This window comes from Azospirillum rugosum (genome assembly GCF_017876155.1).
Classification (GTDB): domain Bacteria; phylum Pseudomonadota; class Alphaproteobacteria; order Azospirillales; family Azospirillaceae; genus Azospirillum; species Azospirillum rugosum.
In genome coordinates this window covers 84,006-101,393 of sequence record NZ_JAGINP010000029.1, presented here as the reverse complement: position 1 = coordinate 101,393, position 17,388 = coordinate 84,006, and the positions used below count along the sequence as shown (strand labels likewise).

15 protein-coding genes are annotated in these 17,388 nt (G+C 69.3%); 7 read left to right on the top strand and 8 right to left on the bottom strand.

From position 1 onward, the window contains the following. Nucleotides 1-564: 564 nt before the first annotated feature. Complete coding sequence (locus J2851_RS30480; RefSeq protein ID WP_209771339.1) at nt 565-1,476, bottom strand: AAA family ATPase; 912 nt, start codon at nt 1,474-1,476, stop codon at nt 565-567. Between the two features lie 282 nt (nt 1,477-1,758). Between J2851_RS30480 and J2851_RS36095 the strand changes: the two genes are divergently transcribed. Next, the gene (locus tag J2851_RS36095) at nt 1,759-2,940 is read left to right on the top strand and encodes a DUF2325 domain-containing protein (RefSeq protein WP_246501041.1); all 1,182 of its coding nucleotides are present in this window, start codon (nt 1,759-1,761) and stop codon (nt 2,938-2,940) included. A 4-nt stretch (nt 2,941-2,944) separates the two neighbouring features. Here J2851_RS36095 and J2851_RS30470 read toward each other — a convergent pair whose 3' ends face one another. From J2851_RS30470 to J2851_RS30445, 6 genes are all read right to left on the bottom strand, one after another. Then, nucleotides 2,945-4,036 carry an alpha-hydroxy acid oxidase gene (locus J2851_RS30470; RefSeq protein WP_209771337.1) on the bottom strand — a complete coding sequence of 364 codons (1,092 nt, stop codon included), beginning with the start codon at nt 4,034-4,036 and terminating at the stop codon, nt 2,945-2,947. Beyond that, nucleotides 4,033-4,701 carry a tetratricopeptide repeat protein gene (locus J2851_RS30465; RefSeq protein ID WP_209771336.1) on the bottom strand — a complete coding sequence of 223 codons (669 nt, stop codon included), beginning with the start codon at nt 4,699-4,701 and terminating at the stop codon, nt 4,033-4,035. Before J2851_RS30465 ends, J2851_RS30470 begins: the two co-directional genes overlap by 4 nt. After that, entirely contained in the window at nt 4,701-5,387 is a 687-nt protein-coding gene (locus tag J2851_RS30460; protein ID WP_209771334.1) for a Fe2+-dependent dioxygenase, read from the bottom strand. Before J2851_RS30460 ends, J2851_RS30465 begins: the two co-directional genes overlap by 1 nt. Before the next feature lie 61 nt (nt 5,388-5,448). Then, complete coding sequence (locus J2851_RS30455) at nt 5,449-7,737, bottom strand: TonB-dependent receptor (RefSeq protein WP_209771332.1); 2,289 nt, start codon at nt 7,735-7,737, stop codon at nt 5,449-5,451. Nucleotides 7,738-8,117: 380 nt separating this feature from the next. Beyond that, a complete protein-coding gene (locus J2851_RS30450; RefSeq protein WP_209771330.1) occupies nt 8,118-9,578 on the bottom strand; it encodes a glycosyl transferase family protein in 1,461 nt (486 codons plus the stop codon). A 111-nt stretch (nt 9,579-9,689) separates the two neighbouring features. Beyond that, nucleotides 9,690-10,592: a LysR substrate-binding domain-containing protein gene (locus J2851_RS30445; RefSeq protein ID WP_209771328.1), complete on the bottom strand. Its 903-nt coding sequence runs from the start codon at nt 10,590-10,592 to the stop codon at nt 9,690-9,692. 192 nt (nt 10,593-10,784) lie between these two features. Here J2851_RS30445 and J2851_RS30440 point away from each other — a divergent pair, with 192 nt between their 5' ends. From J2851_RS30440 to J2851_RS30415, 6 genes are all read left to right on the top strand, one after another. Beyond that, on the top strand, nt 10,785-11,666 hold the full coding sequence (locus tag J2851_RS30440; protein WP_209771326.1) for an intradiol ring-cleavage dioxygenase: 882 nt from the start codon (nt 10,785-10,787) through the stop codon (nt 11,664-11,666). A gap of 77 nt (nt 11,667-11,743) precedes the next feature. Beyond that, entirely contained in the window at nt 11,744-12,496 is a 753-nt protein-coding gene (locus J2851_RS30435) for a citryl-CoA lyase (RefSeq protein ID WP_209771322.1), read from the top strand. A 47-nt stretch (nt 12,497-12,543) separates the two neighbouring features. Continuing rightward, complete coding sequence (locus tag J2851_RS30430; RefSeq protein WP_209771318.1) at nt 12,544-14,187, top strand: class I adenylate-forming enzyme family protein; 1,644 nt, start codon at nt 12,544-12,546, stop codon at nt 14,185-14,187. A 54-nt stretch (nt 14,188-14,241) separates the two neighbouring features. Next, nucleotides 14,242-15,591, top strand: a complete 1,350-nt coding sequence (gene oxlT / locus J2851_RS30425) for an oxalate/formate MFS antiporter (protein WP_209771315.1) — start codon at nt 14,242-14,244, stop codon at nt 15,589-15,591. An 82-nt stretch (nt 15,592-15,673) separates the two neighbouring features. Then, on the top strand, nt 15,674-16,225 hold the full coding sequence (locus J2851_RS30420) for an NADPH-dependent FMN reductase (RefSeq protein ID WP_281416111.1): 552 nt from the start codon (nt 15,674-15,676) through the stop codon (nt 16,223-16,225). 80 nt (nt 16,226-16,305) lie between these two features. Then, complete coding sequence (locus J2851_RS30415) at nt 16,306-16,461, top strand: hypothetical protein (protein WP_209771310.1); 156 nt, start codon at nt 16,306-16,308, stop codon at nt 16,459-16,461. Nucleotides 16,462-16,531: 70 nt separating this feature from the next. Here the strand turns inward: J2851_RS30415 and J2851_RS30410 are convergent, their stop codons facing one another. Next, on the bottom strand, nt 16,532-17,341 hold the full coding sequence (locus tag J2851_RS30410; protein ID WP_246501040.1) for a DUF2243 domain-containing protein: 810 nt from the start codon (nt 17,339-17,341) through the stop codon (nt 16,532-16,534). Between the last annotated feature and the right edge of the window lie 47 nt (nt 17,342-17,388).

The window sequence follows — 17,388 nt, the reverse complement described above, 5'->3', positions numbered from 1 at the left end:
CCAGGAACCAGCCCGCGGACCACAACGGCTCATCACCGCCGCCTGCGCATCCCTTCTCACAACACGGTATCCACTTATCCAAGAACCCGCGGTCCGCCGGGGATCACCCCGAGAACCGCTGCGGCGCCGGCGTCCGGCCCGGAAGGGCGGCGCGGCGAGGCTGCCGTATTTAGAAGCTTCGACTTGCGCTGTCAAGCCTTTGTTTTCACGCTGGCCCGACGATACTTCGTCTTGTCTTCCGTTCCCCTTGGCGTTTCGCCGCTTCGTCAGCAGCGCCGCGCCGGGGAGGCGGTATATAGGCCGGTCGGCCAAACCGAGCAAGAGCTTTTTTCACCCCCCGTCGCTTTTCTTCGCAGCCGCGTCAGGCGCCCGGTTTCCGTCCCTTCCGTCACCCGCCTCCCCACCAAGCGCGCGGCCACGTCGTCCATGATCGCGGCGTCATTTGCATGAGCCCACGGCGGGGGCCCAACGCCGCGCCTTTTCACCCCGGAGGAGACCACACACGCAACGGGGACGCGGGTGGAACAGCCGCAGAGGGAACAGCCGCAGAGCGACGGCAGGCGGTCACGCGCGGCGGCGCTGCGGCACGCGCTGCTGGACCAGGTCGATCCAGGCCCGGTACATCTCGCGCGCGTTGCGCGGCCCGCGTTCGGCCTTCAGCTGATCGTAGGCCGCCTGGGCCGCCTCGGCCGTCGGGTAGGCGCCCTGATCGACGCCCCACGCCACGGCTTCCGCCGGGGTGTAGAAGGTCAGCACGCCCTCCGCCTCGCCCTCCTTGGATGCGGGCTGGGTGGGTTTGGAGCCGCCGTCCTGCCCATAGATCGCCGCCTCGATGCGCTCCGGCACGCCCTTCCAATGACCGTCCTCGTCCCAGACGATCATGCCCGAGGGTCCCTCGCGCGACCACTCGACCAGGACGCCGCGGCGCTCCTCCTCGCGCACGATGCGCAGGGAGGCGTTGAGTGAGCGGTACAGGCGCTCGCGTTCCGTCTCCGGCAGGGTTTCCCGGATCTGCGCCTTGCCGTTGAGCTGCGCGTCCTCCAGGTGCCAGATCCACAGCACATGTGTGCCGTGCGCGGTAACCGCGTCCTGGAGGAGGCGCATCTTTTCCGCCTTGTCGACCCAGGCCTGGTTCTTGTTCCGGTTGCGGTCCGCCGCGTTGTCCAGCATGGCCCGGGCGATGGAGACGCCGATCAGCGACGTCACGCTGTCGATGGCGATGGTCCGGATGTCGGAACCGGGCATGTTGGCGTCCAGCAGATCCTGGATGCGCTCGACGGAGCGGTGGTCGGCCGCCTCCTCGCTCAACTCGTACAGTTCGCCGCCCTTCAGCTCATGCCGGCGCCCGTCGGCGTCGATCATCAGCGTGGGCTGCTGCATGGCCAGGATGAAGGTTGACTTCCCGTCGCCGTAGTAGCCCTTCAGGGCCCAGCGGCGGGGTGGCAACGTCGTCTGGCTGACGCGCTTGAACGCCATAGAAAAACCTCGCATCGGTGAACGGTTCGCCTCGCCGAAGGACCGGTCCGAACCAGCCGGCGCGGCGCGCATGCTTGGACCCTAGCACAATGTTCATGATTTGTGCTGTTTCTTTTGTATGGCAAAGCTTAGGCTTGTCAACAAGCTGCACGCCACCATCGAAGCAATCCCATCCCTCGCTTCTGCGATTTGCAACTGATAATGATTTGCATTACTGTTCGGGCACGCACGGTCGCGACCGGGCGACGCATCCGAAACCACGCAAAGGCGGGAGCCTGGACGTTGTGTGAACGCTGCCGAACCAAGGACGCCCTTCCGCTGCCGAGCCGCGGCGGACGCCGCAAGCTGTGGACCATCCCCGGCGAGTTCCACTGTTCCATCGTGGGCACCTGCCTGTCCTCGGACGACGTCGCGTGGCTGTGCCGACGCCTCCGCCTGACGCTGGCCGCGGACGCTCGGCCCTACGACATCCACCGCTACTTCGTGGAGCGGGCGGGCACCAACGGCCCGGAGGCGCGCCTCATGCAGCGGCGCCTGGACGAGTCGGCGGCCGGCGCCATCCGCCGCTTCGCGAAGGAGACGACCGAGGAGGGCTGGCTGGCGCAGTGGGAGGCCTCGGTCGCGTCGGGGGCGGTCGCCCAGGCCTATTGGGCGGTGCTGAGCCACGCCGGCATTCCCGACGCGGTGCGGGCGCGCGCCTTTTCTGATGTCCATATGCTGTCCCACATCATGGGGGGCGAGAGCCGCCGCCAGCTTCGCGACAACCAGGAACTGGCGCGGCGTTGCGCCGAGCTGGAGGAGCGGCTGGCCCGGAACGAGCGCGCGGCGGCGGACCATCTGGCGGAGCGGGACGCGCGTATCCGCGACCTTGAAGCGCAGTTGGCGAAGCGGCGCAGCGTCGCGAGCCCGGCGCGCGAGATTCCGTCCCCGCCGCAGCGCGCCAGCGGGCGCTTGCAGCGCGAGGTGGAGGTGCTGCGGCGCCGTCTCACCGCGGAGCGGATGCGCGCCCGCAGCGCGGAGGCCGAACTGGACCGGCTGCGCCCGCTTCTCGACGGCCCGCCTGCCCTGCGTCCCCAACCGGTTCCAACCGCCCGGACGGACGAGGCGGATGCAGAGGCGCCCGCCGATCTCAACGGCCAAGCCATCCTCTACGTCGGTGGGCGGCCGGGTACCCTGCCCCACCTCCGCGCCGCGGTGGAGACGCGCAACGGCTCGCTCCTGCACCACGACGGCGGGATCGAGCAGACGACCCACGGCCTCGCGTGCCTCGTGGAGCAGGCGGACGTGGTGGTCTGCCCCATCGACTGCGTCAGCCACAACGCCTGCCTGCGCGTGAAGGGGCTCTGCCGGCGCATGGGCAAGCCCTTCGTGCCGATGCGCAGCGCCGGGGCGACCTCCTTCGCGCGCATGCTGCGCACGCTGAACGGAGCGGTGGGCGGCGCCCCGGACACACCACCCGCCTGAGCTTTCAGGACCGGGGCGGGTCGAAGATCACCGAGCGGTCGATGTCGGCCAGCCGCGCCCGCCCGGTCAGCGCCATGGCGACCTCCAGCTCGGTCTGGAGGATCGTCAGCGCGTGGGCGACGCCCGCGACGCCGCCGACCGCCAGGGCGTGCAGCACGGGCTGGCCGACCATCACCACGTCGGCGCCCAGCGCGATGGCCTTGAGGATGTCCGTGCCGCGCCGGATGCCGCCGTCCATCAGGATGGGCAGGCGCCCGGCCGCCGCCGCGGCCACCAAGGGAAGCGCCTCAATCGTCGCCGGCAGCGTGTCGAGCGTCCGCCCGCCGTGGTTGGACACGATGAGGCCGCCCGCCCCGGCCGCCACCGCGGGTTCCACGTCCTCCGGGTTCAGGATGCCCTTCAGCAGGACGGGGAGCCGCGTTTGCGCGCACAGCCACGCCACGCTGTCCCAGGTGGGGGCGTTTTGGAGCATGCCTTGGAACACTGGGCTGCCGGGTCGCCGCCCCACAACCTCGTCCGGGGCCATGCCGGCGAGGTTGACCGGCGCGATGCCCTCCGGCAGCCGGAAGCCGGCGCGCTGCTCCATGTTGCGCAGGCCGTTCACCGGCGCGTCGACCGTCAGCACCAGCGCGCGGTAACCGGCGTCCTCCGCCCGGCGGATCAGGGCCAGCGTGTCCTCCGGCCGGGGCCGCAGGTAGAGCTGGAACCACAGCGGGTTGCCGGGCGCCGTGGCGGCGACTTCCTCCAGCGTGACGCTGGCCTGCGTGCTGACGGTCATCCAGGTGCCGGTCAGCGCCGCTGCGGCGGCCGTGGCGCGCTCCCCGTCCGGATGGAGCAGCCGGTGATAGGCCATGGGCGCCACGATGATCGGGTAGGCCATCGCCTCGCCCAGCAGGGTCGCGCGGGCGCTGGCATTGGACAGGTCGCGCAGGGCGCGCGGCATCAGGCGCAGGCGGTCGAAGGCCTCGCGGTTGGCCCGCTGGGTGATGCCATCGGCACCGGTACCGGCGATGTAGGCGCGGGTCGCCGGATCGACTCGGTCGGTGAAATGCCGCTCGTAGTCGGACAGCGACACGGTGTCGGGCGGAACGATCATGACGGGGTTCCAGCTTCGGCCATGGCCGCGGCCTGCCGCGCCAGCGCCCGCAGCCTGGGATCGGGGTGGCCGGCCAGGGCGTCGGCCATGCAGCGGTAGAAATCGGGGAAGCCGGCGTCGAGCGCGCGCCGGAACCACGGCAGCGCCTCCTCCAGCCGGCCGTCGAGTATCAGCATACGGGCGTGGTTGAAGCGGCCCCAGCAGTCCCCGCCCTCCGCCGCGGCCTGGAAGAAGGCGCGCGCGGCGGCTCCGTCCACCGGCACGGCCCGCCCGCATTCGTGGAACAGGCCCAACATGTTGAGCGCCTTCGCGTGCCCCTTGCGCGCCGCGGCGGCGTAGAGCCGGTAGGCGGCCGCGTCGTCGGCCGGCACGCCCTCCCCCCGGCAATGCAGGTCGGCCAGGTTGAACAGCGCCCAGGCGTCGCCGCGGTCGGCGGCCTTGCGGTAGCAGGCAGCGGCCTGCCCGGGGTCGGCCGGGACACCCCAGCCCCGCTCGAAGCAGCGCCCCATCATATTGATCGCGCGCGCGTCGCCGCTGCGCGCGGCGATGCGGAACCACTCCGCCGCCTGCGCTGCGCTGCCGCGGTCGAGGCAGATCTGGCCCAGCGCCAACTGCACGTCGATGATGCCCGGCGCCGCCGCGGCGCCCGTGGTTTCGGTGGCCATCACACCTCGGCCCAACGGCGCAGAAGGTTGTGGTAGTGGTTCACCAGCGACAGCACGGCCTGGTGCCCGTCCCCCAGCTCCCCGCGCAGCGCGATGATGGCGACGTCCAGGTCGTAGAGCATGGCCCGCAAGCCGTCGTCCTTCACCAGCGACTGCGTGAAGAAGAAGGACGCCCAGCGCGACCCCCGCGTCACCGGCGTGACCTGGTGCAGGCTGCTGGACGGGTAGACCACCGCGTGGCCCGCCGGCAGCTTCACCGCCTTCATGCCGTAAGTGTCCTCCACCACCAGATCGCCCCCGTCATAGTCGGCGGGGTCGCTGAGGAAGATCGTGGTGGACACGTCGGCGCGCAGGCGCAGGCCGCCGCTGCCGGGAATGCTGCGGATGGCGTTGTCCACGTGGCAGCCGTAGGTCATGTCCTGGTCGTAGCGGTTGAACATGGGCGGCAGCACGCGCAGCGGCAGGGCGGCGGAGTTGAAGGCCGGGTTGCGGCCCAGCGCCTTCAGGATGACCACGCCCAGTTCGCGGGCGGTCTCGCTCTCCTCCGGGATCTGGAGGTTCCGCTTGGCCTGCACCGCCTGGGCGCCCGCGGTGACGCGGCCGTCCACCCAGGGCGACGCCTCCAGCACCGCCCGGCAATGCGCGACCTCGTCGGCCGCGAGGATATCGGGGATTTGCAGCAGCAACGGGGAACGTCCTCTCAAGAAACCGGCCGGGCCGCCCCATCGGACGGCCCGACCGCTGCGGTCAGAAGGTGAGGCCGGCCGTCAGCAGGACGGTCCGCCCGGCCGCCGGCACGGCGCGCGAGGCGTTGAAGGCGGCCGTGTAGTTGCGGTGGTCGGTCAAGTTGTAGGCGTTCAGCTGGAGCGACAGGTTGCGGTACTCGTAGGACACCAGCGCGTCGAGCGAGACGGTCTCCGGCATGCGGCCCGTGTTGGCGCTGTCCGCCCAATAGTCCGACGCGTACTGGACGCCGCCGCCGACGGCGAACTTGCCCGGCAGGCCGACCTCGAACTCGTAGGTCGTCCACAGGCTGGCGTTGTGCTTCGGGACGTTCGGGGCGTTGCGGCCGACGACCGCGGGGTTGGTGCGGGACTCGGTCACCTCGCCGTCCAGGAAGGCGTAGCTTCCGTAGACGCTGAGGCCCGGCAGCACCTTGCCGCTGATGCCCGCCTCGAAGCCCTGGACGCGGGTGCCGAGACCGGCTTCGGAGAAGCCGTCGGTCACAGCACCGGTGGCCGGGTCCACCGCGTAGGTGTTGCTCTTCTCCAGGCGGAACAGGGCGGCGTTGACGCCCAGGCGGCCGTCCAGGAAGTCCGCCTTGCCGCCGACCTCGTACAGGTCGGTCTTCTCCGGGTCGAAGCTCCGCCCGTTGCGCGGGTTTTCCGCCGTGCCGTTGGCCACCGCGGCGGCGATGTCCGTGCCGATCGGCTTGGCGGACCGCGCGTAGGAGAAGTACAGCGAGGAATCCTTGGTCGGCTCGTAGATCAGGCTGACCGACGGGCTCCAGGTGCGGGTGGTCGCGGTGCCGCTGGCGACCGCGGGGTCGTTGGCGCTGAAGCTGGTGCGGAAGTAATCCCAGCGCACGCCGCCCTGGACCGACAGCTGGTCGAACAGCCACATGCGGTCGGTCGCGAACAGGCCGGTGTTGGTGACGCTGGCCTCGCGCCCGCCGGTGGTCGGGTAGGTCAGGAAGGCGTTGGCGGTGTAATTGTGGATCGGCGTCCGGACCGTCTGGTTGTTGACCCGGTTGACCCAGGCGCCGTTCCGCCGCTTGTCGCTCTGGTAGCTCACGTCGATGCCGCCGTTCAGCTTGTGCAGCAGCCCGAACAGCTCACCCTGCAGCTTGGCGCCGGCGACGTTCTGCACGCCCCAGCCCTCCTGCTTGTAGGCGGAACCGCCGCCGGCGCCGTAGGGCAGCGCCGGGTTGCCGCCGTTCAGGAAGCTGGCGGCGGCGGCACCGTTCAGCGGGCCGGGGGTGGTGACGGCGATGTCGCGCTCGTAATGGCTGTAACGGGAGTCGTTGTAGACCGACAGGGTCTTGTTCACCTCGTGCGCGAAGGTCGAGGTCACGATGTGGTTCGTGGTGTCGTCGCGGTCGAGGTTGCGGATGTAGGAGGTGGAGCGGTCGAGCCCATACTCGCCGATCGGCCGGTAGACGCCGTCACGCCCGAGCAGCATCGGCTGGCCCTGATCCGGTGTCTTCTCGCCCTTAAGGAAAGCGTAGTTGAGGTGCCAGGTCGTGTCGGTGCCCAGCCCCAGGCCGAGGTCGGCAGCGACGCCCTTGCGGTCAGCCTTGCCCTCGTCACGGTCGGGGATCGTCGATTTCTGGTAGAGGCCGTTCACCCGCAGCGCCGCCGTGTCGCTGATCTTCTGGTTGACGTCGACGGTGGTGCGGTAGGTCGGGCCGCTGCCGACCGACTGCTCCACGTTGTACCGCGAGTCCAGCCGGGCTTTCTTGGTGCCCTGGTTGATGACGCCGCCGGAGTTGCCGACGCCGAAGCCGTTGCCCGACGGACCCTTGAAGACCTGCACGGACTCGGTGTTGAAGGTGTCGTGGGTGTAGACGCCGAAGTCCTTCAGGCCGTCCGTGTAGATGTCGCCGCGGGCGCTCAGGCCGCGGATGCGGAACTGGTCGCCGGTCTGCCCGCCGTTGCCTTCGCCGGCCGAGATGGTGATGCCGGGCACGTTGCGCAGGACTTGTTCGAGCGTCGTGGCGCGCTGCTGCTCGATGATCTCCTCCGGCACGACGTTGACGACGCGCGGCGTGTCCTTCACCGTTTCCGGCAGGCGGGAGATGCCGGTGGGCGCTGCGTTGACGTTGCCCGTCTCCGCCGGCCGGTTGGCGTCGACACGGACGGGGTCCAGCACCAGGGCATCGCCGGACGACGGGCCGGGCGCCGGAGCGTTGCCCGTGCCCGCCGTCTGCGCGTCCGCCGCCGTCGTCAGGGAGGAGAAGGTCATGGCAAGGCCGGCCGTCGCGGCGGCGCCGGCGATGATGGGTCTCAGGCGATCGGGAACGGTGTTCTGCGGCATCGGGCTCTCTCGAAATGCGTCGTGGGCGAATGAAACGATCGGTGGGGGCTATCTACCAATGGGGGAGTTCCCTGCTTCAATTGCGAATATTCAGAATCATTCTAATTTGCAAAAACACACTTGTTGCGACTCGTTCTTAAGTGGAAGACGGTTGCCGCGCCGCCTTTGGAGGGTTGTCCACCCCATCGCGACCCGAACAGCGCATCCGGATTTTTTCTCCAGCATTTTCAAAGCTTTCGTACGCTGATCCTGGGGCACACAGACGCCATCCGGGCGGTGGAACCGGGCTCGCTCCAGCCTGTGTTGCCCAGACGCCACATAGATAATGAAAATCATTCTCATTGCGCAGGAGGCGTCGCGATGGCCAATTCACGGCGCCGTCACACGTCGCGGCGGGTCTTCCACAGGGCCTCGGCTTGGCGCATGGCCTCGTCGAAGCTCATGCCCTTGCCACCCGGAATGGAGAAGAGCGCGAAGGCGGCGGTGCTGACGATGATCCGCTCCGCCCGGGCGTCGCGGATGGCTCCGGTCCACACGCCTTCCCAATAGTCCAGGTTGGTGCCGCGCGGCCGCGGGGTCGCCGGCGGCTCGCGCATCAGGGCCGGCAGCACCAAGTCGTCGGCCTCGCCATCGACGAGGCGGTGGATGGTGGTTGGGCGGAAGGGCGTGAACTGGGCGACGTCGCGCACACTGCCCAGCACCGCCATGCTCTTCCATCCGAGGATCCGGGCGGCGTCGCGGTGCAGATCCCGGTAGGAGGGCTTCGCCACGCCGAGAAGGGTGATCGTGCCGCCGGCAGGTTTGAGCAGATGCACCGCCTCCATCACGGCCGAGCGTGTCTGCATCAGCCGGTACAGCCCGACCAGCTGGTAAATCTGCGGGGCGAGCGCGGCCAGGGGGACGTAGGCGATGCGGCTCCCGGCCAGGGCTGACGGAATGTCCTCCGTCGTCTTGCAGACCGGAATTCCCAGCGCCGACGCGACGACCTCATGCCGCCCCGACGCGCGTCCGGCGCCCGTGCTGCCGTGCAGCAGAACCCGGCGCCCGGCGCGCGCCACAAGGATCGCCGCGTGAAAGAACCACGGCGGGTTGTGGTAGTTGGGCGAGGTGAAGCAGGGCCAGTCCACGTCCGCCTCGATCGGCTGGCCGAGCCGGCCGGCGACATGGGCGCGCATTGCCCGCACGAAACCGGCGATCTCCGGCGCGGTGGAGCCGCGCATACGCATCATGCCCAGCAGCGCGCCGATCTGCACCGGGTCCGCCTCCCCGGCCAGGATGATCGCCATGGCGTCCTCGGCCTCCTCCACCGTCAGCGGCCGGCCGTGCCCGCCGCCGCCGATGCCGAGCACCCCGATGTGCCGGGCCAGCCGGCCGCTGGGCGTATCCCCCGGATTGATAGCGCCGGGGCCGATGGCGTCCAGCGGATCGGCCGGACGGACGCGCAGCGGCGGGGTCGGAATGTCGGTCGGCACGTTCCAGCGCGGATCGAACGGCATCTCCGATGGCGGAAGCTCCGTCCCGGGGTCGAACAGCGCGTCGATGTCCACCGCGATCGCGCGGATTTTCGGCCGCAAGGCCTCGACGAAGGGGGTGGGGACAAGGCCACGGCCCGACCGGACGAAGAGCGGGTCGCCCAACTCGTCCCGCAACTGGCCGAGAAGCCGGCTAAGCGCTGGGGTCTGAATCCCGAGATCCTTGGCCGCCGACGTGACGTTCCGTTTCGCAAGCAGGGCGTCCAGCGCGATGACCAGCCGTCCCCAGCCCAACCGGTCCCGACCCTTTCCGGAGCCGTGCGCTTCCGAACCCGGATCGGGCGTAAAGTCGCCTGTCTTGCCCATCATCACCCTCTGACCTGATCGACGCGGTTTGTCCGCAAATCCGATCACGTAATGATAATGATTTGCAATCGCATTCTGTTGCGTACTGCACGAATGATTCGTACCCGCCGCTGCCTATTCCTGCGGGCGCTTCAGCTTGGCGCTGGACACGGCCCGCCGCACGATGGCCGCGAAGGACCGGACGGCCGCCGCCCGTTCGCCGTCGCGCTTCCACAGGATGCCGGGGGTGCGCATGGGCGTCGGGCTTTCCAGGGCGACGATGCGCACGTCCGCCAGCTCCGACACCGCCTGCTCCGACACGATGGCGGCGATCTCCATGCGGCGCACGAGGCTGAGCATCGCGGCGATGGTGTTCGTCTCCGCCACCACGACCGGCTCCGCGCCCACCGACTGGAAGCAGCCGTCGAGCATCTGCCGCGTCGAGAATTCCTTCGGCAGCAGGACCATCTTCTGCCGATGCAGCTCGATGATCCGGATGCGCTTGCGGTGGGCGAAGGGATGCTCCGGCCCGACCGCCAGCACCATCTCCTCGTTGTAGAGCGGCTCGAACCACAGGTCGCGCAGCTCCACGGGCCGGTAGGCGATGCCGATGTCCAGCTCGTCGGCCTCGATCCGCTCCTCGATCTCCGCCGCCGACAGCTCCTCCACCGTCACCCGGACCGAGGGGTTGTTGGTCAGGAAGGTCGCGAGGCAGGTCGGGATCAGGCTGATGTTGAAGGTGTGGGTGGCGCCGATGCGCACCATGCCGCTCAACGGCCGCCCCGTTCCCTTCAGCGTCCGGAGCCCGTCGTCGATCTCGCGCAGGGCCTTGGTGACGGCGGGAAGCAGCAGCTCCCCCGCCTCCGTCATGACCACCCGCTTGCCGACGCGGTCGAACAGGCGCTGGCCGACCTCGTCCTCCAGCTGCTTGATCTGGTGCGACAGGGTCGACTGCGTGACGTGCACCTTCTCCGCCGCGTGGGTGAAGTTCAGGCGTTCCGCCAGCGCCGCGAAGTACCGCAGATGTCTCAGCTCCACGCCCCAGCCCTTCCCATGGCGCCATCCATCGATGGCATCGATCGTTACGATGAAAATCTATCATTTCACCGCTGGCCGGGGAAACGGTAGACGTACAAACATTCCGGAGCGCGGATGGCGGCGGCCTTGCACCGTCCGTCCGCGACGCAAACGACGACCGCCGTCCGACGGCGGCGCACCCAGGGGGGAACGATGCGCGAGTTCAGCGAAGCCAGCATCACCGGCGCGGTGCTCGACCGGTTCGCGGAATGCGAGGATCCGCGCTTCAAGACCATCATGACGGCGCTCGTCCGCCACATGCACGACTTCGTCCGCGAGGTGAACCTGACGGAGGCGGAGTGGATGGCCGGCATCCAGTTCCTCACCGCGACCGGCCAGACCTGCACCGACAAGCGGCAGGAGTTCATCCTGCTGTCCGACACGCTGGGCGTTTCGATGCTGGTGGACGCGATCAACAACCGGAAGCCGGCCGGCGCGCTCCAATCCGCGGTCCAGGGCCCCTATTATTGGGAAGGCGCCCCGGAACGGCCGCTCGGCAGCGATCTGGCCGTGGACGTGAAGGGGGAGCCGACCTTCTATTCCGGCCGCGTCGTGACGCTCGACGGCCGCCCGGTGGCAGGCGCCCTGCTCGACGTCTGGTCGGGCGACGGGGAGGGCAACTACGACATGCAGCTGCCCGGCCAGACGGAGATGCGGGCGCGCGGCAAGCTGCGCACCGACGCGGAGGGCCGCTACTGGTTCCGCTCCATCCGCCCGGCCTCCTACCCGGTGCCGACGGATGGCCCGGTCGGCACGATGCTGAACCGGATGGGGCGCCATCCTTTCCGGCCGGGGCACATCCACATGATCGTCTCGGCCCCCGGCTATCAGACGGTCACCACCCAGCTGTTCGTGTCGGGCGACGCCTACCTCGACTCCGACGCCGTGTTCGGCGTCAAGGATTCGCTGGTCATCGACTTCCAACGGCACGAACCGGGCACCGCCCCCACCGGCGAGGCCATGGACACCCCCTTCTACACGGCCGAGTACGACTTCGTGCTCTGCCCGGTGACGGAACCGGCGCTTCAGGACTGACGCCGGTTGACCTGAACGGCGGGCTGCCGCGGCAGCCCCCGTCACCCATTCCGTTTGAAAAATCTCGGAGAGTTGCGATGCGCAGCGCGATCTGCCGCAGCGATGCGGACAGCATCCGTATCCATGGGCTCGACCTGACCACCGACATCCTCGGCAAGGTCGACCTCGGCCAAATGGCCTTCCTGGAAATCTGGGGGCGGCTGCCCAACCCGCAGGAGGACGCCGTCTTCAACGCGCTGGTCGTCGCGCTGGTCGAACACGGCCTGACGCCCAGCGTGCTGGCCGCCCGGCTGACCTACCTCGGCGCGCCGGACTCCCTCCAGGCGGCGGTGGCGGCGGGCCTCAGCGGCGTCGGCACGGTCTTCGTCGGCAGCATCGAGGGCGCGGCCCGGCTGCTCCAGGAGGCCAAGCCGGCGGACGCGTCGGAGGAGCAGTTGCAAGATCTCGCCCGCGACATCGTCGCCCGCTTCCGGGCGGAGAAGCGCATCATCCCCGGCCTGGGGCACCCAATCCACAAGCAGGCCGACCCGCGCACCGCGCGCCTGCTCGCCATCGCCGCGGAGAACGGCTTCCGCGGCAACCACGTCCGGCTGCTGGAGTTGGTCGCGGCGGAGGCCGAGCGGTCGCTGGGCCGTCACCTGCCGATCAACGTGTCCGGGGCCATCGGCGCCATCGCCAGCGAGCTTGGCATGGACTGGCGCGTGTGCCGCGGGATCGGGCTGATCGCCCGCACCATCGGGCTGGTCGCCCACCTGCTGGAGGAAATCCGCTCCCCCCTCGCCCGGGAGCTTTGGCTGCGCACGGAGCACGAGGCGCAGGAGGCCCCGTAACGCGCCTCAGCCTTCCTCACGCGACACCCATTCCCCAGGGGGCACCCATGCCGACCGACCTGAAGCCACGCGACGTCCTGAACCTCTACCCGCGGCACGGCGACACCATCCCGTCCCTGCTGGCCTCCCGCCGCGCCACGGGACCCGACCGGCCGGTCCTGCTGTTCGAGGGCCGGACCTGGAGCTACGCCCAGATCGACGACGCCAGCGGCCTGCTGGCCCGCGCGCTGGTCCTGCGCGGCATCCGCAAGGGCGACCGCGTCGGGCTGGTCTCGCCGAACAGCGACGTGTCGCTGCTGGTCTTTCTCGCCACGGCCAAGGTCGGCGCCGTCTTCGTGCCGATGAACCCCGGCCTGACCGACGCCGAGCTGTCCTACATCCTGAAGCACTCCCGCCCGACCGTCGTCGCCAGCCAGACCGCCGACCTGGAGCGGGTGGAGCGCATCACCGGCGCCTTCGCGGAGGTGCCCTGGCTCCTCCCGCTCGACGAGATCGGCGCCGCCGACCGGGACGTCGCCGCCATCACCGCGCGGATCGCGCGCTACGCCGGCGACAACGGCCCCATCGGCCTGCCCGAGCCGCAGCCCGACGACCCCGCCGTGGTGATCTACACCTCCGGCACCACCGGCTTTCCCAAGGGCGTGGTCCACAGCCAGAAGAACTACGTGTGGGCCGGCGAGGCCTTCGTGGAGCGGATGCACCTCCAGCCGTCGGACCGGCTGCTGACCGTGCTGCCCTTCTTCCACATCAACGCCCTCTTCTACTCCTGGGGCGGCGCGCTGGCGGCCGGGGCGGCGATGATCACGGTACCCCGCTTCAGCGCCTCGCGCCTGTGGCGGCTGGCGGCGGAAACCGGGGCCACGGTGTTCAACATCCTGGCGGCGCTCGGCAACATCCTGGCGAACCGCCCGCGCAGCGAATTCGACCCGAGCCACCGCATCACGAAGATCTACGGCGGCCCGATCAGCGCCGAGATGATGCGGGTCTTCCAGCAGGAGTTCCACGTCCCGACGCTGATCGAGGGCTACGGGATGTCGGAGATCCCCGGCGCCTGCAACAACCCCTTCGAGGGGCCGCACAAGATCGGCAGCATCGGCCGGCCGGCGCGCCACCCGCGCTTCGACGACACCTTCGTCGAGCTGCGCGTCGTGGACGACGACGGCCGGGAGGTGCCGGTCGGCGAGATGGGCGAGCTGCTGGTCAAGACGCCGATCATGGCGCTGCACTACCTCGACGATCCGGAGCAGACGCGCGCGGCCATGCAGGACGGCTGGTTCCGCACCGGCGACTACGTCCGGCGCGACGAGGACGGCTATTACTCCTTCGTCGCCCGCAAGCGCGACATCATCCGCCGCCGGGGCGAGAACATCTCCGGCGCGGAACTCGACCGCATCCTCTCCGAACATCCCGGCATCCTGGAGGCCGCCACCATCGGCGTGCCGTCGGAGCTGGGCGAGGAGGAGATCATGGCGGTGCTCGTCCCCCGCGACGAGCCCCCGCCCGCCGAGACCATCGTCGAATGGTGCAACGGCCGGATGGCGGCCATGAAGATCCCGCGCTTCGTCGTCTACGTGAATGCGCTGCCGCACACCTCCTCCCACCGGGTGGAGAAGTACCGGCTGAAGCAGGATCCGTCGCTGCTCGCCCGCGCCTTCGACCGCGAGCGCCACGCGCCGGCATCGGCCCACTAAGCGCCCTCAAAACCCAAGAACATCCAAAACAGCACCGGATCAAGGAGGAACGCCATGTCCCGCGAGACGCACCCCGACCCGCTGTCCCGGCTCGGCCCGACACCGTCGGCGCATTCGTCCGCCAGCCCGGAGACCAGCCAGCGCTGGCGCCAGCTCGTCCTCGGCGTCATCGCGATGATGGCGATCTCCAGCCCGCAGTATGTCTGGGCGCTGTTCGTGCAGCCGATGCTGGGCAGCTTCCAGGTGTCGCTGTCGGCGCTCCAGGTCACCATCGCGCTGTTCAGCATCTTCCAGTGCGGCTTCGGCCCGATGCACGGCTATCTGGCCGAGAAGTTCACGCCGCGCCAGTTCGCCACCGTCGGCGGCCTGTTCGTCGCGGCGAGCTGGATGTCCTCGGCCTACGTGACCAGCCTGCCGGTGCTCTACGTCACCTACGGCGTGCTCAGCGGCATCGGCACCGGCATGATCTACGTCGCCGCGGTGGAGCTGATGACCCAGTGGTTCCCGGACCGCCGCGGCTTCGCCATCGGGATGGTGGCCGGCAGCTACGGCTTCGGCGCCATCGTCACCACCTTCCCGATCGACATCGCCATCAAGTCGATGGGCTACCAGAACACGCTGCTGGTCTTCGGCGCGATCCTGGGTGCGATCTGCGTGGTGACCGCCCAGGGAATGGCCCGGCCGCCCAAGGGCTATATGGCCGATTTCCGCGCCGCGGCGGAGGCGAAGATGGCGGCCTCGCGCAGCTACACCCCGCGGGAGATGCTGCGGACGCCGATCTTCTGGCTGCTGTTCGTCATGATGACGATGGTGGCGACCGGCGGCCTGATGGTCATCTCGCAGATCGGCGCCTTCGCCAAGGACTTCGGCATCACCAAGGACGTCATGGTGTTCGGCATGGCGGCGCTGCCGCTGGCGCTGACCGTGGACCGCGTCGCCAACGGCCTGACGCGCCCCTTCTTCGGCTGGGTGTCCGACCATCTGGGGCGCGAGAACACCATGGTCGTCGCCTTCGCGCTGGAGGGCCTGGCCATCCTGCTGCTGCTGAAGTACGGCACCGACCCGCTGGCCTTCGTCCTGCTGACCGGCGTGGTGTTTTTCGGCTGGGGCGAGATCTACTCCCTGTTCCCGTCGCTGCTCGGCGACCTGTTCGGCCCGCGCCACGCCGCGAACAACTTCGGCTTCCTGCTGATCGCGACGGCGGTGGGCTCCATCCTCGGCGGGCCGCTGGCGGCCTTCATCTACGAGCAGACCCAGTCCTGGCCGCTGGTCTTCACCCTGGTCAGCGTGCTCGACTTCTGCACCGCGGCGCTCGCCCTGTGCGTCCTGAAGCCGATGCGCCGCAACTGGGTCGTCCGCCAGGACACGCCCCCGGCGGCGGCCGGCGCGACGGTGCTGCACTGATCCCCACAACTCCCGCGGGGCTGGGAAACCGGCCCCGCGGCACCACTTCGACTGGGGAACGCGAGACCAGATGGGAAGCGACATGACCGTGAACGTGCTCGGAATCTCCGGGAGCCTGCGCCAGGGCTCCTACAACACGGCGCTGCTGCGCGCGGCCAAGGAATTGGCGCCGGAAGGCATGGTGATCGAGGAATTCGACCTCGCGCCGATCCCCTTCTACAACGACGACGTCCGCCTCCAGGGCTACCCGCCGAGCGTCGAGGATCTCCGTACGAAGATCCGGCAGGCCGATGCGCTGCTGTTCGTCACGCCGGAATACAACCGGTCCGTTCCGGGGGTGCTGAAGAACGCCATCGACTGGGCCTCGCGGGCGCCCGACCAGCCCTTCGACGACAAGCCGGTCGCCATCATGGGGGCGAGCATGAGCGCGCTGGGCACCGCCTTCGCCAACCATCACCTGCGGCAGATCCTGGTGTACCTGAACGCCCACATGCTGAACGGGCCGGAGGTTCTGGTCGGCGGTGCGGCGTCAAAGTTCGACGCCCAGGGTCGGTTGACCGACGAGGCCACCCGCGACTTCGTCCGCAACCACCTCACTGGCCTGAAGCGCCTGACTCTGCGGCTCAAGGGCTGACCGGCTGAAGACGCATCGCAACAAACGGCGGCGGGGGGTGTTGTTGCACCGCAACCTGATCAATCGGTGACGACAGACTCATGACGAACGTGAAGAACAACAACGAACAGCCGACCTCCACCACCGAAACGACGGTGATCTTTGCCAACGCGGGCGCGGCCGCCTACGCGACCATCATTCCCGCGAAGCCGGACAAGGCCGGCGACACCAACACCGACAAGCCGGCCGAAGCCTGACGCCGGCACGGAAAGGGGCGGCGCGACGCCGCCCCTTCCTCCTGAAACACCCCTTTGCGCAAGCGGCGGATCAGCCGCGAATCCAGTTGAAGCAGCCGACGGGCAGCAGCGTGTTGCTGACCAGCATGGCGCCATGCCGGTACAGGCGCGCGGGATTCCCGCCCGTGCCCAGGTCAATGGCCCAGAGCTGGCCCGAGGGGTCGTGCCAAACCATCCGCCCGTCGACGGCGGCCACGGCCTGGAACACCGCCGGCAGCGTCGTGCCCGGTGTGAACAGCACCATCACCGTGGTGACGCCGGGGGGCGGCAGAGCCGCTATGGGTCCGGCAACCAGGACGGCCAGGGTAAGGGCGACCGGAGTGGCCGCCTTCCGGAACCCGCCGCGGGCACCGTCGCCACCGCCGCGCCGCAGCCACCATCCCACCGCCGCGAACGCCACGCCGAAGACGACGAACCACAGCACGTCCCAGAACAGCCGGTTCTCCACGTCCATGCGGATGCGGTGAATGCCCAGGATCCAGTGGGACAGGACTCCGTCGAGCATGTGCCAAGCGCCGAAGCCGATCAGGGCGTTGGCGAACAGCAGGCGGTCCGCCCCCTGCTCAGTGAAGGCCCGGCGGCTGCGCCACAACAGCAGCAGGCCGCCTATCGCGATGACGTACATCAGCGCGTGAAACAGCCCATCCGCCAGGATCTGGACGCGGATGTCCCGGAAGGCCGGAGCCTCCAGGCCGGTCAGCAGATGGTGCCATTGCAGCACCTGATGCAGCAGAATCCCGTCGAAGAACCCGCCGAGCCCGAACCCCAGCAGGTACCCGGCCCATGCAAGCCGGGACGGGACGGGCGTGGGCGATGGTTGTCTTGCGGGAGCGTTGGGCATGGCCGGACAACTGCCCCCGGCAGAGGTTGGTTCCGCCCGCCGGGCGT

Bases quoted from the DNA above. Each gene is read 5' to 3' on its own strand.
- J2851_RS30480 (WP_209771339.1), bottom strand. From the start codon at position 1,476: ATGGCGTTCAAGCGCGTCAGCCAGACGACGTTGCCACCCCGCCGCTGG.
- J2851_RS30470 (WP_209771337.1), bottom strand. From the start codon at position 4,036: ATGATCGTTCCGCCCGACACCGTGTCGCTGTCCGACTACGAGCGGCAT.
- J2851_RS30465 (WP_209771336.1), bottom strand. From the start codon at position 4,701: ATGGCCACCGAAACCACGGGCGCCGCGGCGGCGCCGGGCATCATCGAC.
- J2851_RS30455 (WP_209771332.1), bottom strand. From the start codon at position 7,737: ATGCCGCAGAACACCGTTCCCGATCGCCTGAGACCCATCATCGCCGGC.
- J2851_RS30450 (WP_209771330.1), bottom strand. From the start codon at position 9,578: ATGATGGGCAAGACAGGCGACTTTACGCCCGATCCGGGTTCGGAAGCG.
- J2851_RS30440 (WP_209771326.1), top strand. From the start codon at position 10,785: ATGCGCGAGTTCAGCGAAGCCAGCATCACCGGCGCGGTGCTCGACCGG.
- J2851_RS30435 (WP_209771322.1), top strand. From the start codon at position 11,744: ATGCGCAGCGCGATCTGCCGCAGCGATGCGGACAGCATCCGTATCCAT.
- J2851_RS30430 (WP_209771318.1), top strand. From the start codon at position 12,544: ATGCCGACCGACCTGAAGCCACGCGACGTCCTGAACCTCTACCCGCGG.
- oxlT (WP_209771315.1), top strand. From the start codon at position 14,242: ATGTCCCGCGAGACGCACCCCGACCCGCTGTCCCGGCTCGGCCCGACA.
- J2851_RS30420 (WP_281416111.1), top strand. From the start codon at position 15,674: ATGACCGTGAACGTGCTCGGAATCTCCGGGAGCCTGCGCCAGGGCTCC.
- J2851_RS30415 (WP_209771310.1), top strand. From the start codon at position 16,306: ATGACGAACGTGAAGAACAACAACGAACAGCCGACCTCCACCACCGAA.
- J2851_RS30410 (WP_246501040.1), bottom strand. From the start codon at position 17,341: ATGCCCAACGCTCCCGCAAGACAACCATCGCCCACGCCCGTCCCGTCC.